22 protein-coding genes are annotated in these 23,063 nt (G+C 72.4%); 9 read left to right on the top strand and 13 right to left on the bottom strand.

Features of this window, described 5'->3' with window-relative positions:
- Positions 1 to 1,655 (bottom strand): cation-translocating P-type ATPase (locus B9S58_RS24825; protein ID WP_103534283.1); only part of this gene is annotated, 1,655 nt, incomplete at its 3' end.
- A gap of 239 nt (positions 1,656 to 1,894) precedes the next feature.
- Between B9S58_RS24825 and B9S58_RS24820 the strand changes: the two genes are divergently transcribed.
- Positions 1,895 to 2,584, top strand: a complete 690-nt coding sequence (locus B9S58_RS24820) for a copper homeostasis protein CutC (protein WP_103534282.1) — start codon at positions 1,895 to 1,897, stop codon at positions 2,582 to 2,584.
- A gap of 66 nt (positions 2,585 to 2,650) precedes the next feature.
- Here the strand turns inward: B9S58_RS24820 and B9S58_RS24815 are convergent, their stop codons facing one another.
- The gene (locus tag B9S58_RS24815) at positions 2,651 to 4,738 is read right to left on the bottom strand and encodes an ATP-binding domain-containing protein (protein ID WP_103534281.1); all 2,088 of its coding nucleotides are present in this window, start codon (positions 4,736 to 4,738) and stop codon (positions 2,651 to 2,653) included.
- Between the two features lie 373 nt (positions 4,739 to 5,111).
- Here B9S58_RS24815 and B9S58_RS24810 point away from each other — a divergent pair, with 373 nt between their 5' ends.
- Positions 5,112 to 5,300 carry a hypothetical protein gene (locus B9S58_RS24810; protein ID WP_103534280.1) on the top strand — a complete coding sequence of 63 codons (189 nt, stop codon included), beginning with the start codon at positions 5,112 to 5,114 and terminating at the stop codon, positions 5,298 to 5,300.
- 27 nt (positions 5,301 to 5,327) lie between these two features.
- Here the strand turns inward: B9S58_RS24810 and B9S58_RS24805 are convergent, their stop codons facing one another.
- Together B9S58_RS24805 and B9S58_RS24800 are read right to left on the bottom strand one after the other, a co-directional pair.
- Positions 5,328 to 6,971 (bottom strand): DNA repair helicase XPB, encoded by a 1,644-nt coding sequence (locus tag B9S58_RS24805; RefSeq protein WP_103534279.1) that lies wholly within the window; start codon positions 6,969 to 6,971, stop codon positions 5,328 to 5,330.
- Positions 6,972 to 7,120: 149 nt separating this feature from the next.
- A complete protein-coding gene (locus B9S58_RS24800) occupies positions 7,121 to 7,684 on the bottom strand; it encodes a MarR family winged helix-turn-helix transcriptional regulator (RefSeq protein WP_103534278.1) in 564 nt (187 codons plus the stop codon).
- Positions 7,685 to 7,753: 69 nt separating this feature from the next.
- Here B9S58_RS24800 and B9S58_RS24795 point away from each other — a divergent pair, with 69 nt between their 5' ends.
- Together B9S58_RS24795 and B9S58_RS24790 are read left to right on the top strand one after the other, a co-directional pair.
- A complete protein-coding gene (locus B9S58_RS24795; RefSeq protein ID WP_258044971.1) occupies positions 7,754 to 8,206 on the top strand; it encodes an SRPBCC family protein in 453 nt (150 codons plus the stop codon).
- Between the two features lie 100 nt (positions 8,207 to 8,306).
- Positions 8,307 to 9,260 carry a hypothetical protein gene (locus B9S58_RS24790; RefSeq protein WP_103534277.1) on the top strand — a complete coding sequence of 318 codons (954 nt, stop codon included), beginning with the start codon at positions 8,307 to 8,309 and terminating at the stop codon, positions 9,258 to 9,260.
- Positions 9,261 to 9,306: 46 nt separating this feature from the next.
- Here the strand turns inward: B9S58_RS24790 and B9S58_RS24785 are convergent, their stop codons facing one another.
- Positions 9,307 to 10,056, bottom strand: a complete 750-nt coding sequence (locus B9S58_RS24785) for a YqjF family protein (RefSeq protein WP_181009443.1) — start codon at positions 10,054 to 10,056, stop codon at positions 9,307 to 9,309.
- A 209-nt stretch (positions 10,057 to 10,265) separates the two neighbouring features.
- On the opposite strand from B9S58_RS24785, the gene B9S58_RS24780 reads away from it, so the two are divergent.
- Positions 10,266 to 11,633: an ATP/GTP-binding protein gene (locus B9S58_RS24780; RefSeq protein ID WP_103534276.1), complete on the top strand. Its 1,368-nt coding sequence runs from the start codon at positions 10,266 to 10,268 to the stop codon at positions 11,631 to 11,633.
- A complete protein-coding gene (locus B9S58_RS24775) occupies positions 11,545 to 12,204 on the top strand; it encodes an RloB family protein (protein ID WP_308457921.1) in 660 nt (219 codons plus the stop codon). The genes B9S58_RS24780 and B9S58_RS24775 overlap by 89 nt, the downstream gene beginning before the upstream one ends.
- Positions 12,205 to 12,255: 51 nt before the next feature.
- Here the strand turns inward: B9S58_RS24775 and B9S58_RS24770 are convergent, their stop codons facing one another.
- Entirely contained in the window at positions 12,256 to 14,733 is a 2,478-nt protein-coding gene (locus tag B9S58_RS24770) for a helicase C-terminal domain-containing protein (protein WP_103534275.1), read from the bottom strand.
- A gap of 54 nt (positions 14,734 to 14,787) precedes the next feature.
- On the opposite strand from B9S58_RS24770, the gene B9S58_RS24765 reads away from it, so the two are divergent.
- Positions 14,788 to 16,023: a hypothetical protein gene (locus B9S58_RS24765; protein ID WP_103534274.1), complete on the top strand. Its 1,236-nt coding sequence runs from the start codon at positions 14,788 to 14,790 to the stop codon at positions 16,021 to 16,023.
- A gap of 101 nt (positions 16,024 to 16,124) precedes the next feature.
- Here the strand turns inward: B9S58_RS24765 and B9S58_RS24760 are convergent, their stop codons facing one another.
- The 4 genes from B9S58_RS24760 to B9S58_RS24745 are packed head-to-tail and all read right to left on the bottom strand — an operon-like array spanning position 16,125 to position 20,092.
- Positions 16,125 to 17,105: an ABC transporter substrate-binding protein gene (locus B9S58_RS24760; protein ID WP_103534273.1), complete on the bottom strand. Its 981-nt coding sequence runs from the start codon at positions 17,103 to 17,105 to the stop codon at positions 16,125 to 16,127.
- Between the two features lies 1 nt (position 17,106).
- Positions 17,107 to 17,973: an ABC transporter ATP-binding protein gene (locus tag B9S58_RS24755; protein WP_103534272.1), complete on the bottom strand. Its 867-nt coding sequence runs from the start codon at positions 17,971 to 17,973 to the stop codon at positions 17,107 to 17,109.
- On the bottom strand, positions 17,970 to 19,055 hold the full coding sequence (locus B9S58_RS24750) for an iron chelate uptake ABC transporter family permease subunit (RefSeq protein WP_103534271.1): 1,086 nt from the start codon (positions 19,053 to 19,055) through the stop codon (positions 17,970 to 17,972). The genes B9S58_RS24755 and B9S58_RS24750 overlap by 4 nt, the downstream gene beginning before the upstream one ends.
- On the bottom strand, positions 19,052 to 20,092 hold the full coding sequence (locus B9S58_RS24745; protein ID WP_103534270.1) for an iron ABC transporter permease: 1,041 nt from the start codon (positions 20,090 to 20,092) through the stop codon (positions 19,052 to 19,054). Before B9S58_RS24745 ends, B9S58_RS24750 begins: the two co-directional genes overlap by 4 nt.
- 159 nt (positions 20,093 to 20,251) lie before the next feature.
- Between B9S58_RS24745 and B9S58_RS24740 the strand changes: the two genes are divergently transcribed.
- Positions 20,252 to 20,947, top strand: coding sequence for an HAD family hydrolase (locus tag B9S58_RS24740; RefSeq protein ID WP_103534284.1), 696 nt, complete (start codon positions 20,252 to 20,254; stop codon positions 20,945 to 20,947).
- Between the two features lie 12 nt (positions 20,948 to 20,959).
- Here the strand turns inward: B9S58_RS24740 and B9S58_RS24735 are convergent, their stop codons facing one another.
- On the bottom strand, positions 20,960 to 21,199 hold the full coding sequence (locus B9S58_RS24735; RefSeq protein WP_103534269.1) for a hypothetical protein: 240 nt from the start codon (positions 21,197 to 21,199) through the stop codon (positions 20,960 to 20,962).
- 166 nt (positions 21,200 to 21,365) lie between these two features.
- Here B9S58_RS24735 and B9S58_RS40030 point away from each other — a divergent pair, with 166 nt between their 5' ends.
- On the top strand, positions 21,366 to 21,749 hold the full coding sequence (locus tag B9S58_RS40030; protein ID WP_103534268.1) for a cold-shock protein: 384 nt from the start codon (positions 21,366 to 21,368) through the stop codon (positions 21,747 to 21,749).
- A gap of 33 nt (positions 21,750 to 21,782) precedes the next feature.
- Here the strand turns inward: B9S58_RS40030 and B9S58_RS24725 are convergent, their stop codons facing one another.
- Positions 21,783 to 22,652, bottom strand: a complete 870-nt coding sequence (locus tag B9S58_RS24725; RefSeq protein ID WP_103534267.1) for a 1,4-dihydroxy-6-naphthoate synthase — start codon at positions 22,650 to 22,652, stop codon at positions 21,783 to 21,785.
- Positions 22,642 to 23,063 (bottom strand): futalosine hydrolase (gene mqnB, locus B9S58_RS24720; RefSeq protein WP_103534266.1); only part of this gene is annotated, 422 nt, incomplete at its 5' end. The genes B9S58_RS24725 and mqnB, both read right to left, overlap by 11 nt.

The raw sequence follows: 23,063 nt of genomic DNA, 5'->3' as shown, positions 1-23,063 counted from the left end.
GGGAGGGGGATCGCCGCGTCGGCGAGGAGTTGTTCCCGTCCGACGAGGACGGCGTGGCCTTCGACGGTGCCCTGGACGCCGAGTCCGGGGATGTTCTGGAAGTCCTCGGGGGTGGGGAGGGGGCCGGTGATGTCGGTCGCGGCGGCGGCGACGGCTTGGGCGATGGGGTGTTCGGAGGCGTTCTCCAGTGCTCCGGCGAGGCGGAGGACTTCGGTGGGGGTGGTGGTGGGGGTGGTGTGGGTGGTCTGGAGGGTCATGCGGCCGGTGGTGACGGTGCCGGTCTTGTCGAGGACGATGGTGTCGGCGCGGCGGGTGGTTTCGAGGACTTCGGGGCCCTTGATGAGGATGCCGAGCTGTGCGCCGCGTCCGGTGCCGACCATGAGGGCGGTGGGGGTGGCGAGGCCGAGGGCGCAGGGGCAGGCGATGATGAGGACGGCGACGGCCGCGGTGAAGGCTGCGGTGAGTCCGGCGTCGTTGCCGAGCCAGAAGCCGAGGGTGGCGAGGGCGAGGGCGATGACGATGGGGACGAAGACGGCGCTGATGCGGTCGGCGAGGCGTTGTGCGGAGGCCTTTCCGTTCTGGGCGTCTTCGACGAGGCGGGCCATGCGGGCGAGTTGGGTGTCGGTGCCGACGCGGGTGGCTTCGACGACGAGGCGGCCGCCGGCGTTGAGGGTGGCTCCGGTGACGGTGTCGCCGACGCCGACCTCGACGGGGACGGACTCGCCGGTGAGCATCGAGGCGTCCACGGCGGAGGCGCCCTCGACCACGGTCCCGTCCGTGGCGATCTTCTCTCCGGGACGGACCAGGAAACGGTCCCCGACCTGCAGCGCGGCGGTCGGGATCGTCGTCTCGACGCCGTCGCGCAGGACGGTGACCTCCTTCGCTCCCAGCTCCAGCAGCGCCTTCAGCGCCGCACCGGCCTTCCGCTTCGAGCGGGCCTCGAAGTAGCGCCCGGCGAGGATGAACGCCGTCACCCCGGCCGCGGCCTCCAGGTAGATGTTCGCGGCGCCGTCGCTGCGGGCGATGGTCAGCTCGAAGGGGTGCGTCATCCCGACCATGCCCGCGGTCCCGAAGAACAGCGCCCACAGCGACCACAGGAAAGCGGCCGACGTGCCGACGGAGATCAGCGTGTCCATGGTCGCCGCGCCGTGCTTCGCGTTGGTCCAGGCAGCACGGTGGAACGGCCAGGCGGCGTAGGTGACGACCGGTGCGGTCAGGGTCAGGGAGAGCCACTGCCAGTAGTCGAACTGGAGCGCCGGGACCATCGCCATCGCGATCACCGGGACGGCGAGGAGGACGGCGGTGATCAGTCGCTGGCGCAGGGTGGTGAGCCCGTCGTCGTCGGCGCTCTCCGCCGCCGCGCCCGCCGTGTCCGTACCGTTGGTGCCGGGGGAGGCGGGTGGAGCGGGCGGCCGGGCGGTGTAGCCGGTGGCCTCGACGGTCGCGATCAGGTCGTCGACGGAGACGTCGGCGCCCAGGTAGGTGACCTTCGCCTTCTCGGTGGCGTAGTTCACGGTGGCCTCGACGCCGTCCATCCGGTTGAGCTTCTTCTCGATACGGGCCGCGCACGAGGCGCAGGTCATCCCGCCGATCGCGAGCTCGACCGCGGCGGAGCCGGCAGCGGTGGTGGCGGTGGTGGCGGAGTGCGCGGACACGGGGTCCTCCCTGAAGCCGTCCAGATACCCCTAGGGGGTATCTCTTTCTTCTTCATGTATACCCCCCACCCCTATGAAGTGCAAGGGGTGGCCGCAGGGGGTGCGTCACTCGTCTGCGGGGCCGGGTCGCGCGTCCTCGCGGCCGTGCGTTCAGATAGAGGGCTGCGCCGTCCTCCGGCTGCCCCGTAGGCTGGCCATTGGACTAGACCTATAGCTGTGTATCGGAGGAATGGGGACCCATGAGCAACCGTGCAGTCCTGGAGGTGATCGCTCTTGACGCGGAGGACGCGATCGCTGCCCAGGCCGGTGGTGCAGACCGCCTCGAACTGGTCACCGACATGGCCGCCGACGGTCTGACCCCGTCGCGGGAGACCTTTTCGGCGATCAGGTCCGCCGTGGACATCCCGCTGCGCGTGATGCTCAGGGTGGCGGACGGCTTCGCCGCAGGTGACATCGATGTACTGGTCGGCAAGGCCCGCGAGATGCGGGAGGCGGGAGCCGACGAGTTCGTGCTCGGTTTCCTCGACGGGGCGGGCCACGCCGACCTCGTCGCCGTCGAGCGGATCGTCGCCGAGCTGGACGGCTGCCGCTGGACGTTCCACCGGGCGATCGACCGGGCCGCCGACCGCGACGCCCTGCGCAAGCAGCTCGCGGACCTGCCCGGCCTCGACACGTTCCTCACGGCGGGTTCGCCGGCCGGGGTGGACGCCGGCATCCCGACCCTGCTGGCCGAGGCGGCGCGCACCGGCGAGCCGGGATACGAGGCACAGGTCCTGGTCGGCGGTGGCCTCCACCTGCACCACCTGCCCCGGCTGAGAGCGGGCGGGATCGACGCGGTCCACATCGGCGGTGCGGCCCGGCCCGGGGGCTGGTCGGCCCCGGTGGACGCGGCAGCCGTACGGGAGTGGCGCGAGGCGCTGGACGGCTGACGGCTGACGGACCCCGGGAGCCGGGAGACGGGGCGGGAACCCCCGGTTCCCGCCCCTCCGCACGCCCTACCGCCTCAGGGCCTCCGGCAACGGGCCCGCGTGCAGCACGGTCAGCCCCGACACCGCACGGGTCAGCGCCACGTACAGGCGCCGCAGCCCGGTCCGCTCGTCCGGTTCGCCGTCGACCACGGCCGCCGGTTCGTCGAGCACCACGTAGTCGTACTCCAGGCCCTTGGCGAGCGACGCGGGCACCAGCGTCAGCCGGGACGCGGCGGTCGTCTCCTCACCGGGGGAGAGATACGCGTGGCCCGCCGCCGTCAGGGCCGCGCCCAGCGCCGGGATCCGGGCGTCGGCGGCGATCAGCCCGGTCGACCCCTCGTGGCGCAACGACTCCTCGCAGGCGGAGACGACGGCGGAGTCCAGCGCTTCCGCTCCAGGAACCTCCCGTACGACCAGTGAACCGGGCGACTCCCGTACCGACTCCACCTCCGCGAGCCCCGGCGAGATCACGGGCAGCAGCCGGGAGGCGTACGCGATGACCTCGCGCGGCACGCGGAAGCCGGCGGTCAGCTCCTCCACCACCGCGTCCGCCTTGCCCAGATGGAACAGAGCCTCGCTCCAGCTCTCCGTGGACCACGGCGTCGTGCCCTGCGCGAGATCGCCGAGGACGGTGGCCGAACCGGTCGAGCACCGCCGCCCCACCGCCCGGTACTGCATGGGGGACAGATCCTGTGCCTCGTCGAGCACGACATGGCCGAGCGAGTGCGTACGGGCGACCAGGTCACCCGCCTCGTCGATCAGCACGGCGTCCGCCGCCGACCACTTCGCGGACTTCACACTGCGGGCGGGCTTCGCCCACAGGAGCCGCTTCTGCTCGTCCTCGCTCAGCAGACCCGCCGCGTGCGCGGCCAGGAACTCCGCGTCGGAGAGCAGCCGCAGCACCAGCTTCGCCGGATCGACGGCGGGCCAGACCGCCTTCACGGCCGCCTTCACCGCGGGGTTGCGGGCCACGGAGTTCTGCACCCGGTCGTCGGGCGCCTCCCCGGCCTCCTCCATCCGTACGAGGACGGCGTGCGCGATCCGCTGCGGCAGCGCCTCGTGCGCGGCCCCGTACCGCATGTCCCGGGCCAGCAGCTCGTCGACCATCTCCTGGATCTCGTACGTGGGCACCCGCCAGCGCCGGGACCCGCGCACCACGACGACGGGCTCGGCGGGAGCGGTCACATGGGAGCGGATGGCCCGCCGCAGCACCTCCGCCATGCGGGCGTCGCCCTTGACGACGGCGGTGGCCGCCTCGTCCTCGCCCCGGACCTCGACGCCGGTGCGCACCAGGTCGTCGACGGTGGCCTGCTTCACCTCCAGCTCGCCGAGGGCGGGGAGGACCTGCTCGATGTAGTGCAGGAAGGAACGGTTCGGCCCGATGACGAGGGTGCCGGTGCGGGCGAGCCGCTCGCGGTGCGCGTACAGGAGGAACGCCACCCGGTGCAGGCCGACGGCGGTCTTTCCGGTGCCGGGCCCGCCCTGCACGCAGACGGTCCCGCCGAGGCCGCTCCGTACGATCTCGTCCTGTTCGGGCTGGATGGTGGCGACGATGTCGCGCATCGGGCCGACGCGCGGCCGCTCGATCTCCGCCTGGAGGAGCCGGCTGGTGTGCCCGGCCCCGGGGTCGTCCGCGCCCGGATCGGTGAGGTGCTCGTCCTCGTACGCGGTCAGCTCGCCGCTCGTGTAGCCGAAGCGGCGGCGGAGCCCGACGTCCTGGGGGTTCTTCCGGGACGCCTGGTAGTACGGCTGGGAGACCGGCGCACGCCAGTCGATGACCATGGGGTCCCCGGCGGCGTCGTGGACGTGCCGGCGCCCGATGTAGAACCGCTCGCCCTCCGCGCCCTCGGCCTGCTCGCCGCCGACGGCGTGCAGATAGTCGAGGCGGCCGAAGAACAGCGGGGTGTGGGAGAGGTCGGCGAGCGCCTTGATGCGGTCGTCGATCTGGGACTGGAGCACGGCGGCGTTGACCCAGTTCGCGGTGACATCACGGATGTCGAGGGCCTGGACGTCCTCGCGCATGCCGCGGAGGGCGGCGCGGGACGCGGTGAGATGGGCACGTTCGCGCGCCAGGGGGTCGGTGGTGGAATCGCTTTCTGCTACGTGCGCGGGCACGGTGTTGCCTCCGGCTCTTCAACGCAGGACGGCGGACCGCACGCCGATGCCGGCTGGAGCCGGGGCGGGGCGGTCCGCTCGGAAGGTTGGTTCGCGTAGGTGCCGACCGGTTTCCGTCCGGTCGGCGGCGCTCCCCCGGCTGCCGGCGGCGAAAGGCCGGTACCACGGTGCGGGAGGCGGGCAGACCGGCGATTGTAGCCACTACGGGTGGCACGGTCGAAACGGAATACGGGCTCCGCCGGACGGCGCGGCACCGGGGGTACCCGTAGGGGACGCCGGGCCCCGGCATGGCACCGCGGGGCTACCCGCCCGCCCACCGGGTTCCGTCTGCGGACCGACGCGCCCGAACGGGTGACGGGAGCACCATGGATACATGAGCACAGCGACCCTGAACCCACGCAGGACCGGCCCCGCGCACGGCGCGACCGCGGTCACCGGTCACCACCGCACCCACCGCGTCGGAGACGCCGTACGAGCCGTGAAGGTGTTCGTGACGACCGCCTTCGGAGTCGTCGTCCTCGGGGAGTACGCGGAGGAGGCGGGAGTGCGGCGGGCCCGCTGAGGCCCTTGCCGTGCCCACGCCCCTCCCTCAGTTCCCGGCGAGCAGCTCGTCAGCGTCGACGATGCGGTACGCGTACCCCTGCTCGGCCAGGAACCGCTGGCGGTGCGCCGCGAAGTCCTGGTCGATGGTGTCGCGGGCGACGACCGAGTAGAACCGGGCCTCGTGCCCGTCGGCCTTCGGCCGCAGGACGCGCCCCAGCCGCTGGGCCTCCTCCTGACGCGACCCGAAGGTCCCGGAGACCTGGATGGCGACGGTCGCCTCGGGCAGGTCGATGGAGAAGTTGGCGACCTTGGAGACGACCAGGACGCTGATCTCGCCCTGGCGGAACGCCTCGAAGAGCTTCTCGCGCTGGGCGTTGCTGGTCTCACCCTTGATCACGGGGGCGTCCAGATGCTCGCCGAGCTCGTCGAGCTGGTCGATGTACTGGCCGATGACGAGGGTCTGCTCGCCCTGGTGCTTGCGCACCAGCGCCTCGGTCACCTTCCGCTTGGTCGCGGTGGTGGCGCAGAACCGGTACTTCTCCTCCGTCTCGGCGGTCGCGTACGCGAGCCGCTCGGAGTCGGTGAGGTTGACCCGTACCTCCACGCAGTCGGCGGGCGCGATGTAGCCCTGCGCCTCGATCTCCTTCCACGGGGCGTCGAACCGCTTGGGCCCGATGAGCGAGAACACGTCGGACTCCCGCCCGTCCTCCCGCACCAGTGTCGCCGTGAGACCCAGCCGCCGCCGGGCCTGGAGGTCGGCGGTGAACTTGAAGACGGGCGCGGGCAGCAGGTGGACCTCGTCGTAGACGACCAGGCCCCAGTCGCGGGAGTCGAACAGCTCCAGGTGCTGGTAGACGCCCTTACGGCGGGTGGTCAGCACCTGGTAGGTGGCGATGGTGACCGGTCGGATCTCCTTCTTCGTCCCGCTGTACTCGCCGATCTCGTCCTCGGTCAGCGAGGTCCGCTTCACCAGCTCGTGCTTCCACTGCCGGGCGGAGACGGTGTTGGTGACGAGGATCAGGGTGGTGGCCTTGGCCTCGGCCATGGCACCGGCGCCCACGAGGGTCTTCCCGGCCCCGCAGGGCAGCACGACGACGCCGGACCCGCCGTGCCAGAACCCTTCGACGGCCTGCTTCTGGTACGGCCGCAGCGCCCAGCCGTCCTCGGCCAGCTCGATCGGATGGGCCTCACCGTCGACGTACCCCGCGAGGTCTTCAGCCGGCCACCCCAGCTTGAGCAGGGTCTGCTTGACCTGCCCCCGCTCGGAGGGGTGCACGGCCACGGTGTCCGGGTCGATCCGGGCCCCGACCAGCGGCTGCACCTTCTTCGACCGGAGGATCTCCTCCAGTACGGGCCGGTCGGTGCTGGTGAGCACGAGCCCGTGCACGGGGTGCTTGGACAGGCTGAGCCGCCCGTACCGAGCCATCGTCTCGGCGATGTCGACCAGGAGCGCGTGCGGCACGGGGTAGCGGGAGTACTCGACCAGGGCGTCGACGACCTGCTCGGCGTCGTGCCCGGCGGCGCGGGCGTTCCACAGCCCGAGCGGGGTGACCCGGTACGTGTGGATGTGCTCGGGCGCACGCTCCAGCTCCGCGAACGGCGCGATGGCACGACGGCAGGCGTCCGCCTGGTCGTGGTCGACTTCGAGGAGCAGCGTCTTGTCGCTCTGGACGATGAGGGGTCCGGTCACGCGCTTCGGCCCTTTCTGCGGGGTGCGGCCACGGATGCGGCCAAACGTCCAGTGTGCCGCATCGGGAGGTGGGGTGGGCGTGTGCGGAGGGGTCCGCCCACGGACTGCGGCCGGTCAGCGGGGACGCCTTCCGTCCGTGGGCGACCTGATCACGTGTCGGGCTGCGACGCCCGGACGGTCCCCGGTCGCGTCGGCTCCGGCGGGTGCTCATCGACGGCGGCCAGCAGCTTCCGCAGGATCGCGTCGAATGCGCGTGCCTCGTCCTCGGTGAGCAGCGAGAGAAGGCGGTTCTCGTTCGCGGCGTGCTCGGTGACGGCCGCGTCGACGAGCGCCGTCCCCTCGGGCGTGAGGCCGATCCGGAGGCTGCGGCGATCCTCCGGATCGGCGCGCCTGGTGACGAGCCCGCGTGCCTCCAGGCGATCGACGCGCTTGGTCATCCCCGCGCGGGTGATGAGGAGGATCTCCGCGAGTTGTGAGGGCGGCATCTCGTGCGGCGCACCCGTGCGGCGAAGGCCGGCCAGAACGTCGAACTCCCCGCGGTCCAGGCCATGGTCGGCGAAGACCGCGTCCACGCGACGGCTGCCGGCGATGTGGAGGCGGGCGAAGCGCGCCAGCGTGGCCATCGCGGTGAAGTCGAGGTCTGGTCGCTCGCGCTCCCAGTGGGCGACGGCGACGTCGGCGAAGTCGGGACGGATCTCGGAGCTGTCGGCCATGCGGTGATGGTAACGCACTAGTTATCCGGTATATGGTCAACTGGTTAATCAAATCAGGAAGGTGTTCTGATGAAGCCCATCGCTGTGCGCTCCTCGGCCGTTGTGCAGGCTCCCGCGGGGTTCGTGTGGGATTTCCTCCGCGTCTACGGCAATGATCTGGAGTGGCGGTCCGGCCTGGAGCGGATGGCCCAGAGCCCGCCGGGCCCGGTGCGGGACGGAGCCCGGGTGGAGGAGACGCTCCGTGTGCTAAGCAGGACCGTGGAAAGCGTGGTCGAGGTCTCGGACGTGCGTGAGGGGCACTCCTTCGCGTGGCGGGTCGTCGAGGGCGCGACCGCCGAGGGCAGCCGCTCGGTGACCGCGACCGGCGAGGACGCGTGCCGGGTGGAGATCGTCAAGCGCGTGACCCTGACCGGGAGCGATCGCCTCCTGCGCCCCTTGATCGCCGCCGTGGTCACGCGCACCGAACGGGGGGACCTCCGACGGGTCCAGCAGATACTGGAACAGGGGTGGCGGAGCCGCTGAGTCCACAGCCGGACAGGAAGAAGCGCGCGGAGCCAGCGAACCGGTGGCTGATACAAAGAGGTGGTGTGCCGGCAGGGCGCCGGTACGGGGGAGGGCACGCGTGTCTCAGCCGTTCGACGAGCAGCCGCCGACGCCATCGGGGGCTCAGCCGCCGCAGCCCTTCGGCGCACCGCCGCCGCCACCGCTGCCTCCGCAGCCGGGGTACGGCCCGCAGCAGCCGGTCCCCGGAACCGGACAGCGGCAGCCGGTCGCCGGGAATCCGTATGCGCAGCCGGTCCAGGACGAGCCCCCGCAGGGGTACGGCTACGGCGCGCAGCCCACGCCGTACGCGAGCGGCCAGGCCCCCCACGACGCGTACGGGAGTGGCCGGGCGCAACACGGCTCGTACGGGAACGGCCAAGCGCCGTACGGCCCGTACGGGAGTCCCGGGGGCTTTCCGCCTCCGCAGCCGGGTACGCCCGCGCCGCGGAAGAGGACGGCGCTCATCGCGGTCGCCGCCGTGCTGGCCGTGGCGGTCATTGGCGGCGGGGTCTGGTTCGCCGTGGACCGGGGGAGCGACAGCGGCAGCGACGACGCCAGGTCGCCGGCGTCCGTGGGGACCCCGAGCGCGTCCGGGGCCGACGGGAGCACCGGGGAGAGCTCGCCGGTGACGGACCCGACGACGGACCCCGCCGAGGTGCCGTCCGCCTCGCCGTCCGCACGCTCGGACAACCCGCTCGTGCCCCAGCCCACCGGTACCGGGCTCCAGGCGGTGTGGAAGAAGCCGGACTCCACGATGCTCGGGCTCGGCGACGCGTACACCGACGAGCCCACGAGGATCAACGCGATCCTCAGCATCCGCGACGGGATGGAGTGCAAGGGCCGCTGGCGGGAGGACGAGAGCGGCGACTTCCTGGAGATGGCTCTGCTGTGCGAGGAGGACGGCGTCCGGGTCAAGAGCAAGGACCGGGTCGGCGACCTGCGTCAGAACGGCGACACGCTGACCGTCACGTGGAAGAAGGGCGCCACGGGGACGGACACGTTCGAGCGGTTCTCGGACATGGACCCCGCCTGACGATCGCGCCGGGGCCCGGGGCCCGGGGCTCGGGGGCGCTCCGGCCTCAGGTCCCGCGCCGCTGCGGCCCGAAGCGCACGGGGACGCCGGGGGAGTACAGCACGCTCACCGGATCGCCGGCCGGCGTGGGCAGCCCGCCGGAGGCCACCAGGTCCTCGTCGCACTCGACCAGCTCCGCCCGGTGCAGAGGCCACCGGGGATGGACGTTGGGCAGATGGACGGTCCGCCCGAAGAACGAGCTGTGCAGGGCCCAGCGGGCGGTCAGGAAGTGCTCCAGGGGCGTGGGTTCACCGATCGCCTCCCCCGCCCGCAGCACGATCCTGCTCCGCGCACCGCGCGGACCGGGCCGGCGGCGGCTGCTCGTGTACGTGAGCGTGTCGCCGGCCCGTTCGACGCTCATCCGGGACCACACGTACGGCAACCGGAACGCGGCCCGCGCCACGACGACGGGGATCAGTCGCGAGGCGTCGAGCGAGCGGAAGACGACCCCGCGCCGACCGTGTTCGTCCACCGAGTACAGCCGGACGTTGGTCTCGGGGAAGGTCCCGAGATACGGAATCCCCGGCAGCCCGAGCCCGCCCACCCGGTACATCCGGAACGCCACGAGCCCCACGTGGGTCGCCCCGTCGAAGGTGTCCGGCACGGTGCCGCGCGGCAACAGGGGTGCCACGTCCGCCGGATCGACGACCCAGTGCAGAAACGCCAGATCCAGCCAGGACTGCGTGAGCAGCGGCCGCATCGGCGCGGCGGGCGGTCGCGGTGACACGGGCTCGGGGTTCCGGGCGGGGAAGGGCATGGCCGCAGCATCGCAGACCGGCGTCTCCCCCCCTTCCACGGAGAAGGAACGGTGGGCTCGAACTCTGATCCGTGGTGCTTCCGTCAAACCAGCCGAGATGATCGACACGGATGGGTGATGGGCCTATGCATTGTCGTTAGGGGGTCGCTATCGTCGAATCTTGACGATAGCGACCCCCTGACGACAATGTTTGATGCTGGGAGGCTGGCATGTTGCTGCGATTCCAGGTCACGAATCATGCCTCGCTCCTTGAGGAGCAGGAGCTGTCCCTCGTGGCTGCCGACAGGCATCCGGGGCGGGCCGAGTCACAGATCCCCGGTGGCGACGAGGCGGCTGTTCCCGTTGTCGCCGTGTACGGGACCAATGCCTCCGGAAAGTCGAACGTCATCGACTCCATCGGTTGGATGCGGTCTGCGGTCCTCACCTCGTTCCGCCGGTGGGACCCCAGTGGGGGGGTTCCGCGACGCCCCTTCGCGCTTGGTCACGGTGCCGCGGACCGGCCCAGTTCCTTCGCGGTCGACTTCGTCGTCGGCGGGGTGCATCACCAGTTCGGCTTCTCGGTCAACGACGAGAGGGTTACCGAGGAGTGGCTGTACTACTACCCGGAAGGCCGCCGGCGTCGCCTGTACGAGCGAGGGCCGGACGACACGGTCACCTTCGGAAGGTGGCTCACCGGTCGGCGCAAACTGATCGCCGAACTGCTCCGCCCGAACAGTCTCTATCTGTCGGTGGCCGCCGCACAGGGGCACGATCAGCTTGGTGAGGTCTTCCGCTGGTTCCGGACCGGCCTGAGGATGGCCACCGATCATGACTTCGCCCGGCGCCTCGACCACACGGTGAAGCTCTGCCTGGAGGGAGGGGAGGGCAAGGGCGGGCGGCGGCCGGTGTTGGACCTGTTGCGCTTTGCCGACCTCGGTGTCTCCGGACTGGAGATCCAGGACTGGGACGAAAGTACCCAAGAAGATCACCAGCGGATCACGCAAGCCCTCCGGGAGGTGCTGGGAGACAAGGTGCGCGTTCAGGAGGATTCCAAGCATCGGGTCAGGGTGGAGCATCGGACCGCTGACGGCGTGTTCCCACTCGATCTGGCGTACGAGTCGAGTGGCACGCGCACATGGATCGGACTCATCGGTCCCGTCGTCACGACCTTGACCGATGGCGGGGTGCTGTGCGTGGACGAGCTCGACGCCCGGCTCCATCCGTATCTGGTGGACGCCATGGTCGGCATGTTCCAGTCTGCCGAGACCAACACGAGGGGCGCACAACTGATCTTCAGTACGCATGAGGCCGCGCTGCTGGGGAGGAACGTCCGCACCGAACTTTTCAGGGACCAGATCTGGTTCACGGAAAAGGATCCTCGGACCCTGGCCACGCGGTTGTTTCCGCTGACCGAGTTCTCCGTGCGCCAGTCGGCCGACAATCTGGAGACACGGTATCTGGGAGGGCGCTACGGGGCGGTGCCGCATTTGGACGACGACCTGCTGCGGGATGTCACCGTGGCGTTTCGGCATGGGGGTGGGCGTGAAGCGGGGAAAGTCGCTGAAGCGGACGAAGGGCGCACGCCCGGAGCAGCGTAGATTTCTCATCTACTGCGAAGGTGAGCGCACCGAGGACCAGTACTTCAAGGGCCTGCGCGCGGATTTGCGGACCCTTCCCGTATCCATCTGTCTCGGAGGCGAGCACGGGGAGCCTCAGTCTTTGATCAGGGCGGCGATCGAGCACCAGAGGCGCGCTCCGACGTCACCACGGGACCGTCGGACCGCATACGACGAGGTCTGGTGTGTGATCGATACCGAGGCGCCCACGCCGCACGAGGGGCTGGACGAGGCGTTGAGCCTTGCCCGGAAGCACGGGGTGAGAATCGCGCTCACCAATCCGTGTTTCGAGCTGTGGCTCATACTCCATTTCAAGGACGTCACGAGGTACAGCACGTCGGACTCGGCGCAGAAGGACCTGGAGAAGCTCGGGGTCTGCGGCTATTCCGCAGCCCGGAAACACTTGGATTATGACGCGGTGCGTGCGGGATATGCCCAGGCCAGGAAGCGGGCGCAAGCATTGCGGCAGAGAGCGGTGAACGGGCATCGGCACAACCCTTGGACCGATGTTGATGTGCTGATCGAGTTGTTGAGAGAGGCCAGACAGGTCTGAAGCGGATGCGCTGCGGACTTACGGTCGGCACCCGCGGGAGTGAACGGCCCCCTACCCCTTCCCGTCCTCCGCCAGCTCCGCCACCCCCGTGATCCGGTGCAGCGGGTAGGTGCGGACCTCGTCGGCCGTGTGGTCGTACGCCGTGACGAAGCCGCCCTCCACGCGGACCGGGGCGATCACGCGCTGGCTGGCCGCGCCGTCCGCGTTGACGTAGCCGATCCAGACGGCCGAGCCCGTCATCGCGGCCGCCTGGACCGTGGCCAGGGTCTCGGCGGGGGTGGTGCGGGGGAGCGAGCCGGCGGGGGTGGTCGACGACGCGTCCTCGGACGTTTCCTTGCGGACCACGGTGGCGGCCGTGTCGCCCGCGCGGATGGCCCGTACCGCCGCACCGAGCAGCGTGGCGTCCGGGACCGGCGGGCCCTCGGGGACCGGGGCGGGAGGGGTGCGGGGTGGGGTGCGGCGGGCGCCGGCGCGGGTGATCAGGACGTCGCCCTCGGCGGATTCGGCGGCCGGCGCGCAGCCCATGTCGCGCAGGGCTTCCAGGAGGGAGCCGGGGTCGGACTGGGAGGCCAGGACCGTGGGGGCGAGGCGGCGGAGGCGGAGGCCGGTCGAGCGGCGGTCGGCCAGGATCTCGTTGAGGACCGCCTCGTCGTCGCAGCGTACGTACGCGGACGCCGAGCCGATCCGCAGGTGACCGTGGCGGCGGGCCACGTCGTCGATCAGATAGCTCAGCGGCTGCGGCACCGGCGTACGGCTGTGTGCGGCGAGGAACGCGTGCAGGTCGGCCGCCGCCTGCCCGGCGTCCAGGGCGCGGCGCACCGAACCGGGCGTGAAGCGGTACACCGTCGCTCCGCCCTTCGACTCCACATCGGCCAGGACCGACAGCGTCTCCGCCAGCGGGCGCTCCAGCGGGCCCGGGGCCACCGCCGTCAGGTCGGCCTGGAGCAGGACGTGGTCCAGGGGTTCGGGGATGAGCGGCGCGAGGCGGGCCGCCGCCGCGTCCGGGCCCTCGTCCAGCAGCGCGCGGGCCTGCGAGGAGAGCGCGCCCCGGCCCGTGATGCCCAGCAGCTCCGCCTCGTTGAGCGTCCACAGGGCGAGGCGGGAGCGGAGGTCCGTCCCCTCCGTCGAACCGGTGGCCGGCGGGGTCCCGCCGCCGCGCAACGGGCGCTCCCAGCGCAGCCGTCGCAGCAGCGTCTCGGCGTCCGGCGCGGTGCCCGGCGGGAGTTCGGCGAAGAGGGCCAGGACCCGGCGGCGTACGTCGGGGGCGGCCGAGCGGTCCAGCTCCGGGCCGAGCGCGGACAGGGCCCGGCCCTTGGCGTCCTGGCCGCCGACCAGCCCCGGGGTCCGGGTGGCGGCGAGCCAGGCGGTGGCGAGGTGCGTCCAGCGGTCCTCGGCGGACAGGTCGAGCCACTCGTCGGACGCGGGCGTCGGCGCGTACCGTTCGTCGGTCTCCCCGTCGGTGGCCAACAGGCCCGCACCGTAGGCCAGCTCGATCCAGAAGGCGGCGATCGGCTCCGACACGTCCAGGGCGTTCGCGGCACGCTTCAGTTCTCGTACGCTCAGCCCGCCCGCGCGCAGGATCGCGGGGCCGCCGCCGTTCCAGAGCTTCAGCAGCTCCTCGACGGTCGACAGTGCGGTGAACGCCTGGCCCGCCGCCGCTCTGTCCACAGCCTGTGGATCGCGTTCGGCGGCCGCCGCGACGGCCGGGGGGACCGGTTCCGGTACGCGGTGCGCGCGCCCGGCCCGCAGATGGAGGGCCGCCTCGCGCGGCAGGACCACCGTGCGGGTGGAGACCGGCAGCAGGAGGCCCCGGTCGCGCAGCCACTTCACCGGCGGCGTCGGGTTCGGGGTGACCTCCCCGTACGGCGGGCCCCACACCAGCCGGTCCAGGACCGACAGGGCCTCCGCCGGGGCGGTGTCCAGCAGTTCCGCCATCCTCGCCCGGTCCGTGAAGAGGTCCGAGAGCGCCGCCACCGCCGAGACCGGGTCGTGCGTGGCGGGCAGCCCGGTCGCCGTGAGGATCTCCTGGAGCCGGCCCGGCGACATGCCCGCCGTCGCCTCGGCGACCGTGGGGCCCAGACCCGTGGGTGAGGGGTGCTGCGGGGACGGGGCGAGCAGTTCGCGGGCGGTGCGCACCAGCCGCAGCCGGTCGTCCTCGCCCCAGACGAGGGCTTGTTCGCGCAGCGTCGCCAGAGCGCCCGGCAGCGCGGCGGTGATCGCCGCGCCCGCGTCGTCGCGCTGCTCGCCGTCGTCGAGCCCGTCGCCGGTGAGGAGGGACCGGAGCGTGTCGTACGGGGCCGGGTCCGGGGCCACCGCCAGCGCCTCGGCGGTCTGCAGGGCGAACCGGTCCAGGTGCTCCAGCGCGCGGACGACGGACGCCCGTGTACCGGCCCGGGTGGCGAGCTGGGTGATGTCGTTCGGCACCGGGTTGAGGAGGTCGGGGCGGGCACGCAGCAGCCCGGCCAGCGATTCGTCGCCCCGGGCGCGCAGGGCTTCGGCGAGCGTGCGCGGTGGTGTGGTCGTCCCCATCCGTCCCACGGTAGCCGCTGGAACGCTACCGTCGGGGCAGGGCCGGTAGAGGGGATGCACCGCGTGGGGATCGAGAGCGACCAGCTCGTCTACGACTATCTGAGCCGGGTCGGTGACCTGGCCCAGCAGCAACAGCTGTCGTCGGGCGCCCGGATGCGCCTGGTTTCGACGCTCCGGGGCGAGATCGACCGGCAGCGCGGCACGGCGGGCGCGGACTCCCCGGCGGCCGTTCGGCGCATCATCGGCAGGCTGGGCAGCCCGGACGAACTGGTCGCCGCGGCGGCGGAGTCGGGCGACGGAACGGTCCCGCTGCCGTCCGCCCGGACCGGGACAGGGGCCGGTGAGCGGCCCCGGCGATCCCGGCCCCGACCCCGGAGCGGATTCCTCCGCAAGGACCCCAGGGAGCCGGAGGAGCCCGCTCCGGGGCCGGGCAAGGACCACGGGACCACGGCCGTCGGGCAGCCGAAAGCCGGTTTCGGGCGGGGCGCGTCGCGGCGCGGTCCCGAGGACACGCCGGAGAGCCGTACGGAAGTCGCCGACGCGGCCGCCGTCCCCCGCCCCGGGCCCGCCCCCGACGACGACGTACCGGTCCGTGACTGGCCCGATCCCTCGGCCCCGCACATGCTCGGCCAGGACCAGCGGGGGGACGCGGACGGCGCGACCGACTGGTGGCGCCTGGAGCCGGGCCCCTTCGACGAAGGGACCGCCATCCCCGGGTTCTTCGGCGGCATCGAGGCCCCGGAGCTGCTCGGGAGGCGACCGAAGCCCCTGGGGGAGGAGAAGGAGGAGAAGGGAGAGGAAGAGGCGCCGGACGGGGAGGACGAGGCCGCCGGGACCGACGAGGCCGCCGCCGGGACCGCCCGGCGCCGCCACGCCCTGCGCCTCCTGAAGCTCCGCCGCCGCAAGGCGGCGGCCGCCGAGCCGGAAGCCGCCGCCCCCGGCCCCCGCGGCGGCTTCGCGCACCCGCTGCTGCTCCTGGCCGCCGTCCTGCTCGTCGCGGGCGTGGTCACCGGTTCCTGGCTGCCGCTGGCGGGCGGCTGGCTGATCGCGTACAGCTCGCGCACCCTCTCCCGTACGGAGGCGAAGTGGGCGGCGCTGGGTCTGCCGGGCGTGGTGGCGGCCGGGGCCCTGGTGTGGGTGTGGGGGCGGATGGAGGGGCGCTGGGGCGAGCCGATCCGCGAGGGCGCGATGCGGGACGTCCTGCTGGAGGCCTGGCCGGTGGTCGTCCGCGTCGCCGCCGTCGCCTCCGCGCTCTACCTGGTGTGGCGGGCGCGGAGGCGTACCGGCTGATCCGTCCGCCCATGGCGGGTTCCCGGGCGCCGGGCGCGGAGGCGCGGCCGGTGGATACGGCCTGTCCGTGTGAGGAGCCGGGCGAGGGGCCCGGAGAGGCGCTACTTCGTCATGCTGGTCTCGAACTCCTCCAGGATCTGGCCGGCGGCCGTGTAGCCGATGCCCGCGATCCACAGGCGGTCGTCGACCTTGAAGATCCTGTCGTTCTTGGCCGCCTTCAGCCCCTTCCACAGGCCACCGTTCATCGTCTTCGTCGTCCCGGCCTTGCCCGGGTCGCCGTACGTCGACGTGAAGATGACGTCCGCGTCCGCGAGGTCGATCTTCTCGGGCGACACGTCGTAGGAGAACCCGTCCTTCGCCTTGTCCGTGATCGCGGGGCGGCCGGTGCCGATGTCGGCGAGGATCGAGCCGATGTAGTTCTGCTTGCCGTAGATGCGGATGTCGGCGCCCTCGACGAAGCGGACGAAGTTGACGTCCGTCGCGGCGGCCTTCTCCTTGCCGCCGAGCGCCTCCGTCACCTTCGCCACCTGGGCGTCGTACGTGGCGAGCACCTCCTTGGCCTCGGCCTGCTTGCCGAGCGCCTCGGCGTGCACCTGGAAGTTCTCCTTCCAGGCGCTGCCGGTGGCCTCCGTCATCACGGTCGGGGCGATCTTGCTGAGCTGCTCGTAACGGTCCCCGTCACGGACCTTGCTCGTGAGGATCAGGTCCGGCTTGAGCGCCGCCACGGACTCCAGGTTCGCGTTGGCGATCTCGCCGACCGGCGTGATGCCCTTCGTCTCGCTCGCGGGGAGGTAGGAGGGGAACGCGTCCTCGGACGCCGAGTGCGTCGCGCCGACCGGCCGGACGCCGAGGGTGATCGCTGAGTCCAGCTCGCCGGAGTCCAGGACGACGACCCGCTTCGGTTCCGCCGGGACGTCGACCTTCCCGTTCGCGGTGTCGACGGTGCGGGTCTTCGCCGAGGAACCGGAGGAGTCCGCGGCCGGGGCCGGGTCCGAGGAGCCGCATCCGGCGAGGGTGAGCGCGGCGGCCACGGCGAGGGAGCCGGCGACGAGGCCGCGGCGGTCGCGGAGGAGGGCAGTCATGTCAGAGACCTTTCTGGGAGGGGGAATCCGCCAGGGGCGGGGACCAGGGGGCGCCCGGGACGACGAGCGGCGAACCCGTCACGGGGTCCGGGACGACCACCGCCTCCAGGCCGAAGACCTGGGCGACGAGCTCGGCGGTGACGACGTCCTCCGGCCGGCCCTCGGCGACGATCCGGCCCTCCTTCATGGCGACCAGACGGTCCGCGTACCGGGCGGCCTGGTTGAGGTCGTGCAGCACGGTGACGACGGTGCGGCCCCGGGTGCCGTCCTCGGCGGGGGACGCCAACTGGCGTACCAGGTCCAGGACCTCCACCTGGTGGGCGATGTCGAGGTAGGTCGTCGGCTCGTCGAGCAGCAGCACATCCGTGTCCTGGGCCAGCGCCATCGCGATCCACACCCGCTGGCGCTGCCCGCCCGACAGCTCGTCCACCGACCGGTCGGCCAGTGCCGTCACATCCGTACGGGACATGGCGTCGGTCACCGCCCGCTCGTCCTCGTCCGACCACTGCTGCCACCAGCTCTGGTGCGGCTGGCGGCCCCGCGCGACCAGGTCGGAGACGGTGATCGCCTCGGGGGCGACCGGGGTCTGCGGGAGCAGCCCGATGGACCGGGCGATCTGCTTCGTCGGTGTCCGCGCCAGCTCCGTGCCGTCCAGCAGGACCGCCCCGCCGCGCGGCTTCAGCAGCCGGCCGAGGGCCCGCAGGGTGGTGGACTTGCCGCAGGCGTTCGGGCCGACGATGACGGTGACCTGCCCGTCGGGCACGGTGAGGTCCAGCTCGTGGACCACGGTGCGGTCCTCGTACGCGAGTGTCAGCGCGCGGGCCGCGAGGCGGCCGGTCTGCTGCGCTGCGTCGGTCGTCGGGCTCATGCGGTGCCTCCACTGCGGCCGCGGTGACCGCGGATGATCAGCCAGATCAGGTACGGGGCGCCGACCGACGCCGTGAGGACGCCCACCGGCAGTTCGGTGGGCGAGAACAGCCTGCGGGCGAGCAGGTCGCCGAAGACGACGATCACCGCGCCCAGCAGCGCCGAGGACAGCAGGGGGATCTGCGCGGTCCGGGTCATCCGGCGGGCGATCTGCGGGGCGAGCAGCGCCACGAAGTCCACCGGCCCGGCCGTGCCCGTCGCCACGGACGCCAGGACCACGCCTAGCGCGACGAGCCCGAGCCGTACGCGCCCCAGGCGCACGCCCAGCGCGGTGGCGGTGTCGTCGTCCATCGTGACGGTGCGCTGCGCGCGGGCGGCCCAGACGATGGCGGGCAGCGCGATCAGCAGCGTCCAGCCGATCGGGCCGGCCTCCGACCAGCCGCGTCCGTTCAGCGAACCCGTCATCCAGATCTGCGCCTGCTGGGCGACCAGGTAGTCGCCCTTGGTCAGGAACAGCGTGGTCACCGACCGCAGCGCGATGGCGAAGCCGATGCCGATGAGCACGAAGCGGGTGGCGTGCAGGCCGCCGCGCCAGGCGAAGACGTACACGAGGGCCGCCGCCGCGATGCCGCCGACGACGGAGAGATAGGGCAGGACGGTGTACGAGGTGATGCCGAAGGTCATCGCGCCGACGGTGAGCGCGCTCGCGCCCTGGCTGATGCCGATGATGTCGGGGCTGGCCAGCGGGTTGCGGGCCACTGTCTGGATCAGCGCCCCGGCGACCCCGAACGCGGCGCCCACCAGCAGCCCGACGACCATGCGCGGCAGCCGCAGCGTGCCCACGACCAGCTCGGCCGACGACGGCTGCCCGAGGATCACCTTCACGACCTCGCCGGGCGAGACGAAGCTCTCGCCGACGCACAGGTAGGCGACGCAGACGGCGGCCAGCAGCACGACCAGGACCGCCGCGACGACGGCGGCCCGCCGGTGCAGCAGGAACCGGCCGCGCGGCCCGGCCTTCACGACGGCGTACCCGGCGGGCCGGACCCGCACGGTCTGCACGGCCACAGGTGTCCCGCTCATGCCGGCACCGCCTTCCGGCGTACGAGGGCGACCAGGAACGGCACCCCGATCAGGGCCGTCATCACACCCGCAGGGACCTCGCCCGGCGGGAACACGATCCGGCCGACGACGTCCGAGACCAGCAGCATCACGGGCCCGATCAGCGCCGCCATGGGCAGCACCCAGCGGTGGTCGTTGCCGACGACCGCGCGGGCGATGTGCGGGACGGCGAGTCCGATGAACGCGATCGGCCCGGCGGCGGCGACCCCGACGCCGGTCAGTACGGTCGCCCCGAGGCCGCCGACGATCCGGACCGCCGCGACGTTCTGCCCGAGCCCCTTCGCCACGTCCTCACCCAGCGCGAGCGCGTCCAGGCCACGGGCGACGGAGAGCACGAGGACGGCCCCGATCAGCAGGAACGGCCACACCTGCTGGACGACGTCCGCTTCCCGGCCCGAGATCGAGCCGACCTGCCAGAAGCGGAACTCGTCCAGCGCGGCGGCGTTCGTCGTCAGGATCCCCACCGTCACCGACGCCAGCAGCGCGTTGATCGCCGCGCCGCCGAGTGCGAGCTTCACGGGGGTCGCGCCGCCGCGCCCGCTGGAGGCGATGGCGTACACGGCGACCGAGGCGACGGCGGCGCCCGCGAAGGCGAACCACACGTACCCGGTGAGCGTGTGGACCCCCGCGAACGCGATGGCCATCACGACCGCCACCGACGCACCCTGGCTGATGCCGAGGATGCCCGGGTCGGCGATCGGATTGCGGGTGATGCCCTGGAGTACCGTGCCGGCGAGCGCCAGCGCCGCGCCGACCATCAGCCCGATGAGCGTGCGTGGCACCCGCATCGTGCGGATCACCTCGGCGGCGTTGGAGTGCCCGCCGTGCAGCAGGGCGTCGAGGACCTCGCCCGGGGGGATGGAACGCGCCCCCACGGCGAGGCTCAGCAGGACCGCCAGCAGCAGGGCCACGACGGCCGCGGCCGTCGCGGTCGCGCGTCGGGAGAGGCGGGGCGCTCGGGGTGGCGCGGCGGCCCGCACGGGCGCTGACGCTGACATGTGAACCAATCGGGACGGACACGGAACGTGAGGAAGAGCCGGGTGTGCGGGGCCAGGGGCGGTAAGGCTTGGCTAACCGCGCGCCTCAGTCTAGGCGGCGGCATCTCGGGCCCGACGGGGGCTTCGGGCTCGGCCGGACCGGTCGGCACAATGGCGGGCATGACGTCCACGGCCCAGCACCCCGTCCAGCACTCCGATCAGCACCCGCGCCGGCACCCGGACCAGCACTCGCACCGGCACCCCCTGACGGTCGGCTTCGACCTCGACATGACGCTCGTCGACTCCCGGCCCGGCATCGCCGCTGCCTTCCGGGTCCTGTCCGCGGAGACGGGGGTGCCGATCGAGGTGGACCTGGTGGTGGGCCGGCTCGGCCCGCCGCTGGAGCAGGAGCTGGTGCACTGGTTCCCGGCCGAGGAGGTGCCGGCCACCGCCGACCGCTACCGGGAGATCTACCCGGACCACGCGATAGCCCCGAGCACGGCCCTCGCCGGGGCGCGGGAGTCGGTGGCCGCGGTACGGGCGCTCGGCGGCCGGGCGATCGTCGTCACGGCGAAGTACGAGCCGAACGCGAAGCTGCACCTGGCCCACCTCGGGATCGAGCCGGACACGGTGATCGGCTCGCTGTGGGCGGAAGCCAAGGGGGAGGCGCTGCGCGAGCACGGTGCGCAGGTGTACGTCGGCGACCACACCGGCGATGTGCGCGGGGCACGGGCGGCCGGAGCGCTGTCGGTGGCGGTGACGACGGGCCCGTGCGACGCGACGGAGCTGCGGACGGCGGGCGCGGACGTGGTCCTGGAGGACCTGACGGGCTTCCCGGCCTGGCTGGCGGCCTTCGAGGCGGACCGGGCGGCGTGACGCGGAGAGGTGTCAGGCGCGGTTCGCGGCCCGTTTCGGGGAGTTGATCCAGGCCGAGCGCACGACGCCCGCCCCGGCGATCAGGAACCCGACGCCCATCAGCATGCAGACCGCGTACGCGACCGGAGGGAACGGGTCCGTGCCCAGGAACAAGGGGGCCACTGTGACCAGTGTGGCCAGTGCGCCGACGAAGAAGACGATCGCGCCGACCTGAACGAGCCGGTCACCTGCGCCTGAAGGAGTAGTACTCACGCGACCAGGGTAGTTCCCAGCCCGGAGGAACTCTCCGGCGACGCCTTGTCATCGGCCGTAGGGCCATTAGCCTGGAGCGGGCGGGTCACGGTGACCCGCTGTATTGCTATCCGGAGCCGTATCCCGGCTCTTCCGCACATCGACGAGTACGAGGACGAGGACAGACGTGCCTACCGGCAAGGTCAAGTGGTTCAACAGCGAGAAGGGCTTCGGCTTTCTCTCCCGCGACGACGGCGGCGACGTCTTCGTCCACTCGTCGGTACTCCCTTCCGGTGTCGACGCACTCAAGCCCGGCCAGCGCGTGGAATTCGGCGTGGTCGCGGGCCAGCGCGGCGACCAGGCCCTTTCCGTGGTGGTCCTCGACCCCACCCCGTCCGTCGCGGCCGCACAGCGCCGCAAGCCGGACGAACTGGCGTCGATCGTGCAGGACCTGACGACGGTCCTGGAGAACATCACGCCGCAGCTGGAGCGGGGCCGCTACCCCGACAAGGCCGCCGGCGCGAAGATCGCGGGCCTGCTGAGGGCGGTCGCCGACCAGCTCGACGTGTAGACGCGCGGACGGCCGGCGGACGGGGCCCAGGGGTCAGCCGGCAGCGGGAGACGCCAGCGCGTCCGGGCCGAGGGGCGGTACCAGCCCCTCGGCCGCCGCGCGGGTGAGCAGGCCGCGGACCGCCGCGTAGCCGTCCTCGCCGAGGTCGGCGGTGAACTCGTTCACGTACAGGCCGATGTGCTGGTCCGCGACGGCCGGATCCATTTCCTGGGCGTGCTCCTGGACGTACGGCCGGGAGATCTCCGGGTCGTCCCACGCCAGCCGGACCGAGCTGCGGATCGTGTCGGCCAGGTGCCGCAGGGTCTCCTCGCCGAGGGAGCGCTTGGCGATGATCGCGCCGAGGGGGATCGGGAGGCCCGTGGTGTCCTCCCAGTGGCGGCCCATGTCGGCGAGGTTGTGCAGACCGAAGTTCCGGTACGTGAAACGGGCCTCGTGGATGACCAGTCCGGCGTCGACCTTGCCGTCCCGTACGGCGGGCATGATCTCGTCGAACGGCATCACGACGACCTCGCCGACGCCGCCCGGGACCATCTCCGCCGCCCAGAGCCGGAACAGCAGGTACGCCGTCGAGCGCTCGCTCGGCACGGCTACGGTGCGGCCGGTCAGGTCCAGGCCCAGTTCCTTGGTGAGGACCAGCGGACCGCAGCCCCGGCCCAGCGCCCCGCCGCACGGCAGCAGCGCGTAGTCGTCGAGGACCCACGGCAGAACGGCGTACGACACCTTCAGGACGTCCAGTTCGCCGCGCTCGGCCATCCCGTTGGTGATGTCGATGTCGGCGAAGGTCACGGCCGGCGCGGGCGCGCCGGGGACCCGGCCGTGCGCCCAGGCGTCGAAGACGAAGGTGTCGTTGGGGCAGGGGGAGAAGGCGATCTCGATCGGGCCCGGGTTCGCTTCAGTGGTCATGCCGGTTCCAACCTTCCAGTACGGGTGCCGTCTTCCCGAACGCGTCCGTGAGCGCCGCCAGCGCGTCGCCGATGCGCCAGGCGTCCCGGTCGCGGGGGCCGACGGCGTTCGAGACGGCCCGCAGTTCCAGTACGGGCACGTCGGCCCGGGCGGCGGCCTCCGCGACCCCGAAGCCCTCCATCGCCTCGGCCAGCGCCCCCGGGTGCGCGGCGAGCAGGGCGGCGGCGCGTTCGGCGGTGCCGGTCACGGTGGAGACGGTGAGGACGGGACCGGCGGCGGCGCCCGCGGCGGTCGCCACCTCCCGTACGAGCGCGGGCGGCGGGGTGAAGCGGTCCCGGCCGAAGCCGAGCGCGGTGACCGGGAGGAAACCGTCGGGGGTGTCGGCGCCCAGGTCGGCGGCGACGAGGTCGC

The organism is Streptomyces sp. SM11, assembly GCF_002910905.1.
In the GTDB taxonomy this organism is placed as follows: domain Bacteria; phylum Actinomycetota; class Actinomycetes; order Streptomycetales; family Streptomycetaceae; genus Streptomyces.
The sequence above is the reverse complement of the archived record's forward strand: the minus strand, read 5'-3'. Positions and strand labels throughout refer to the sequence as shown.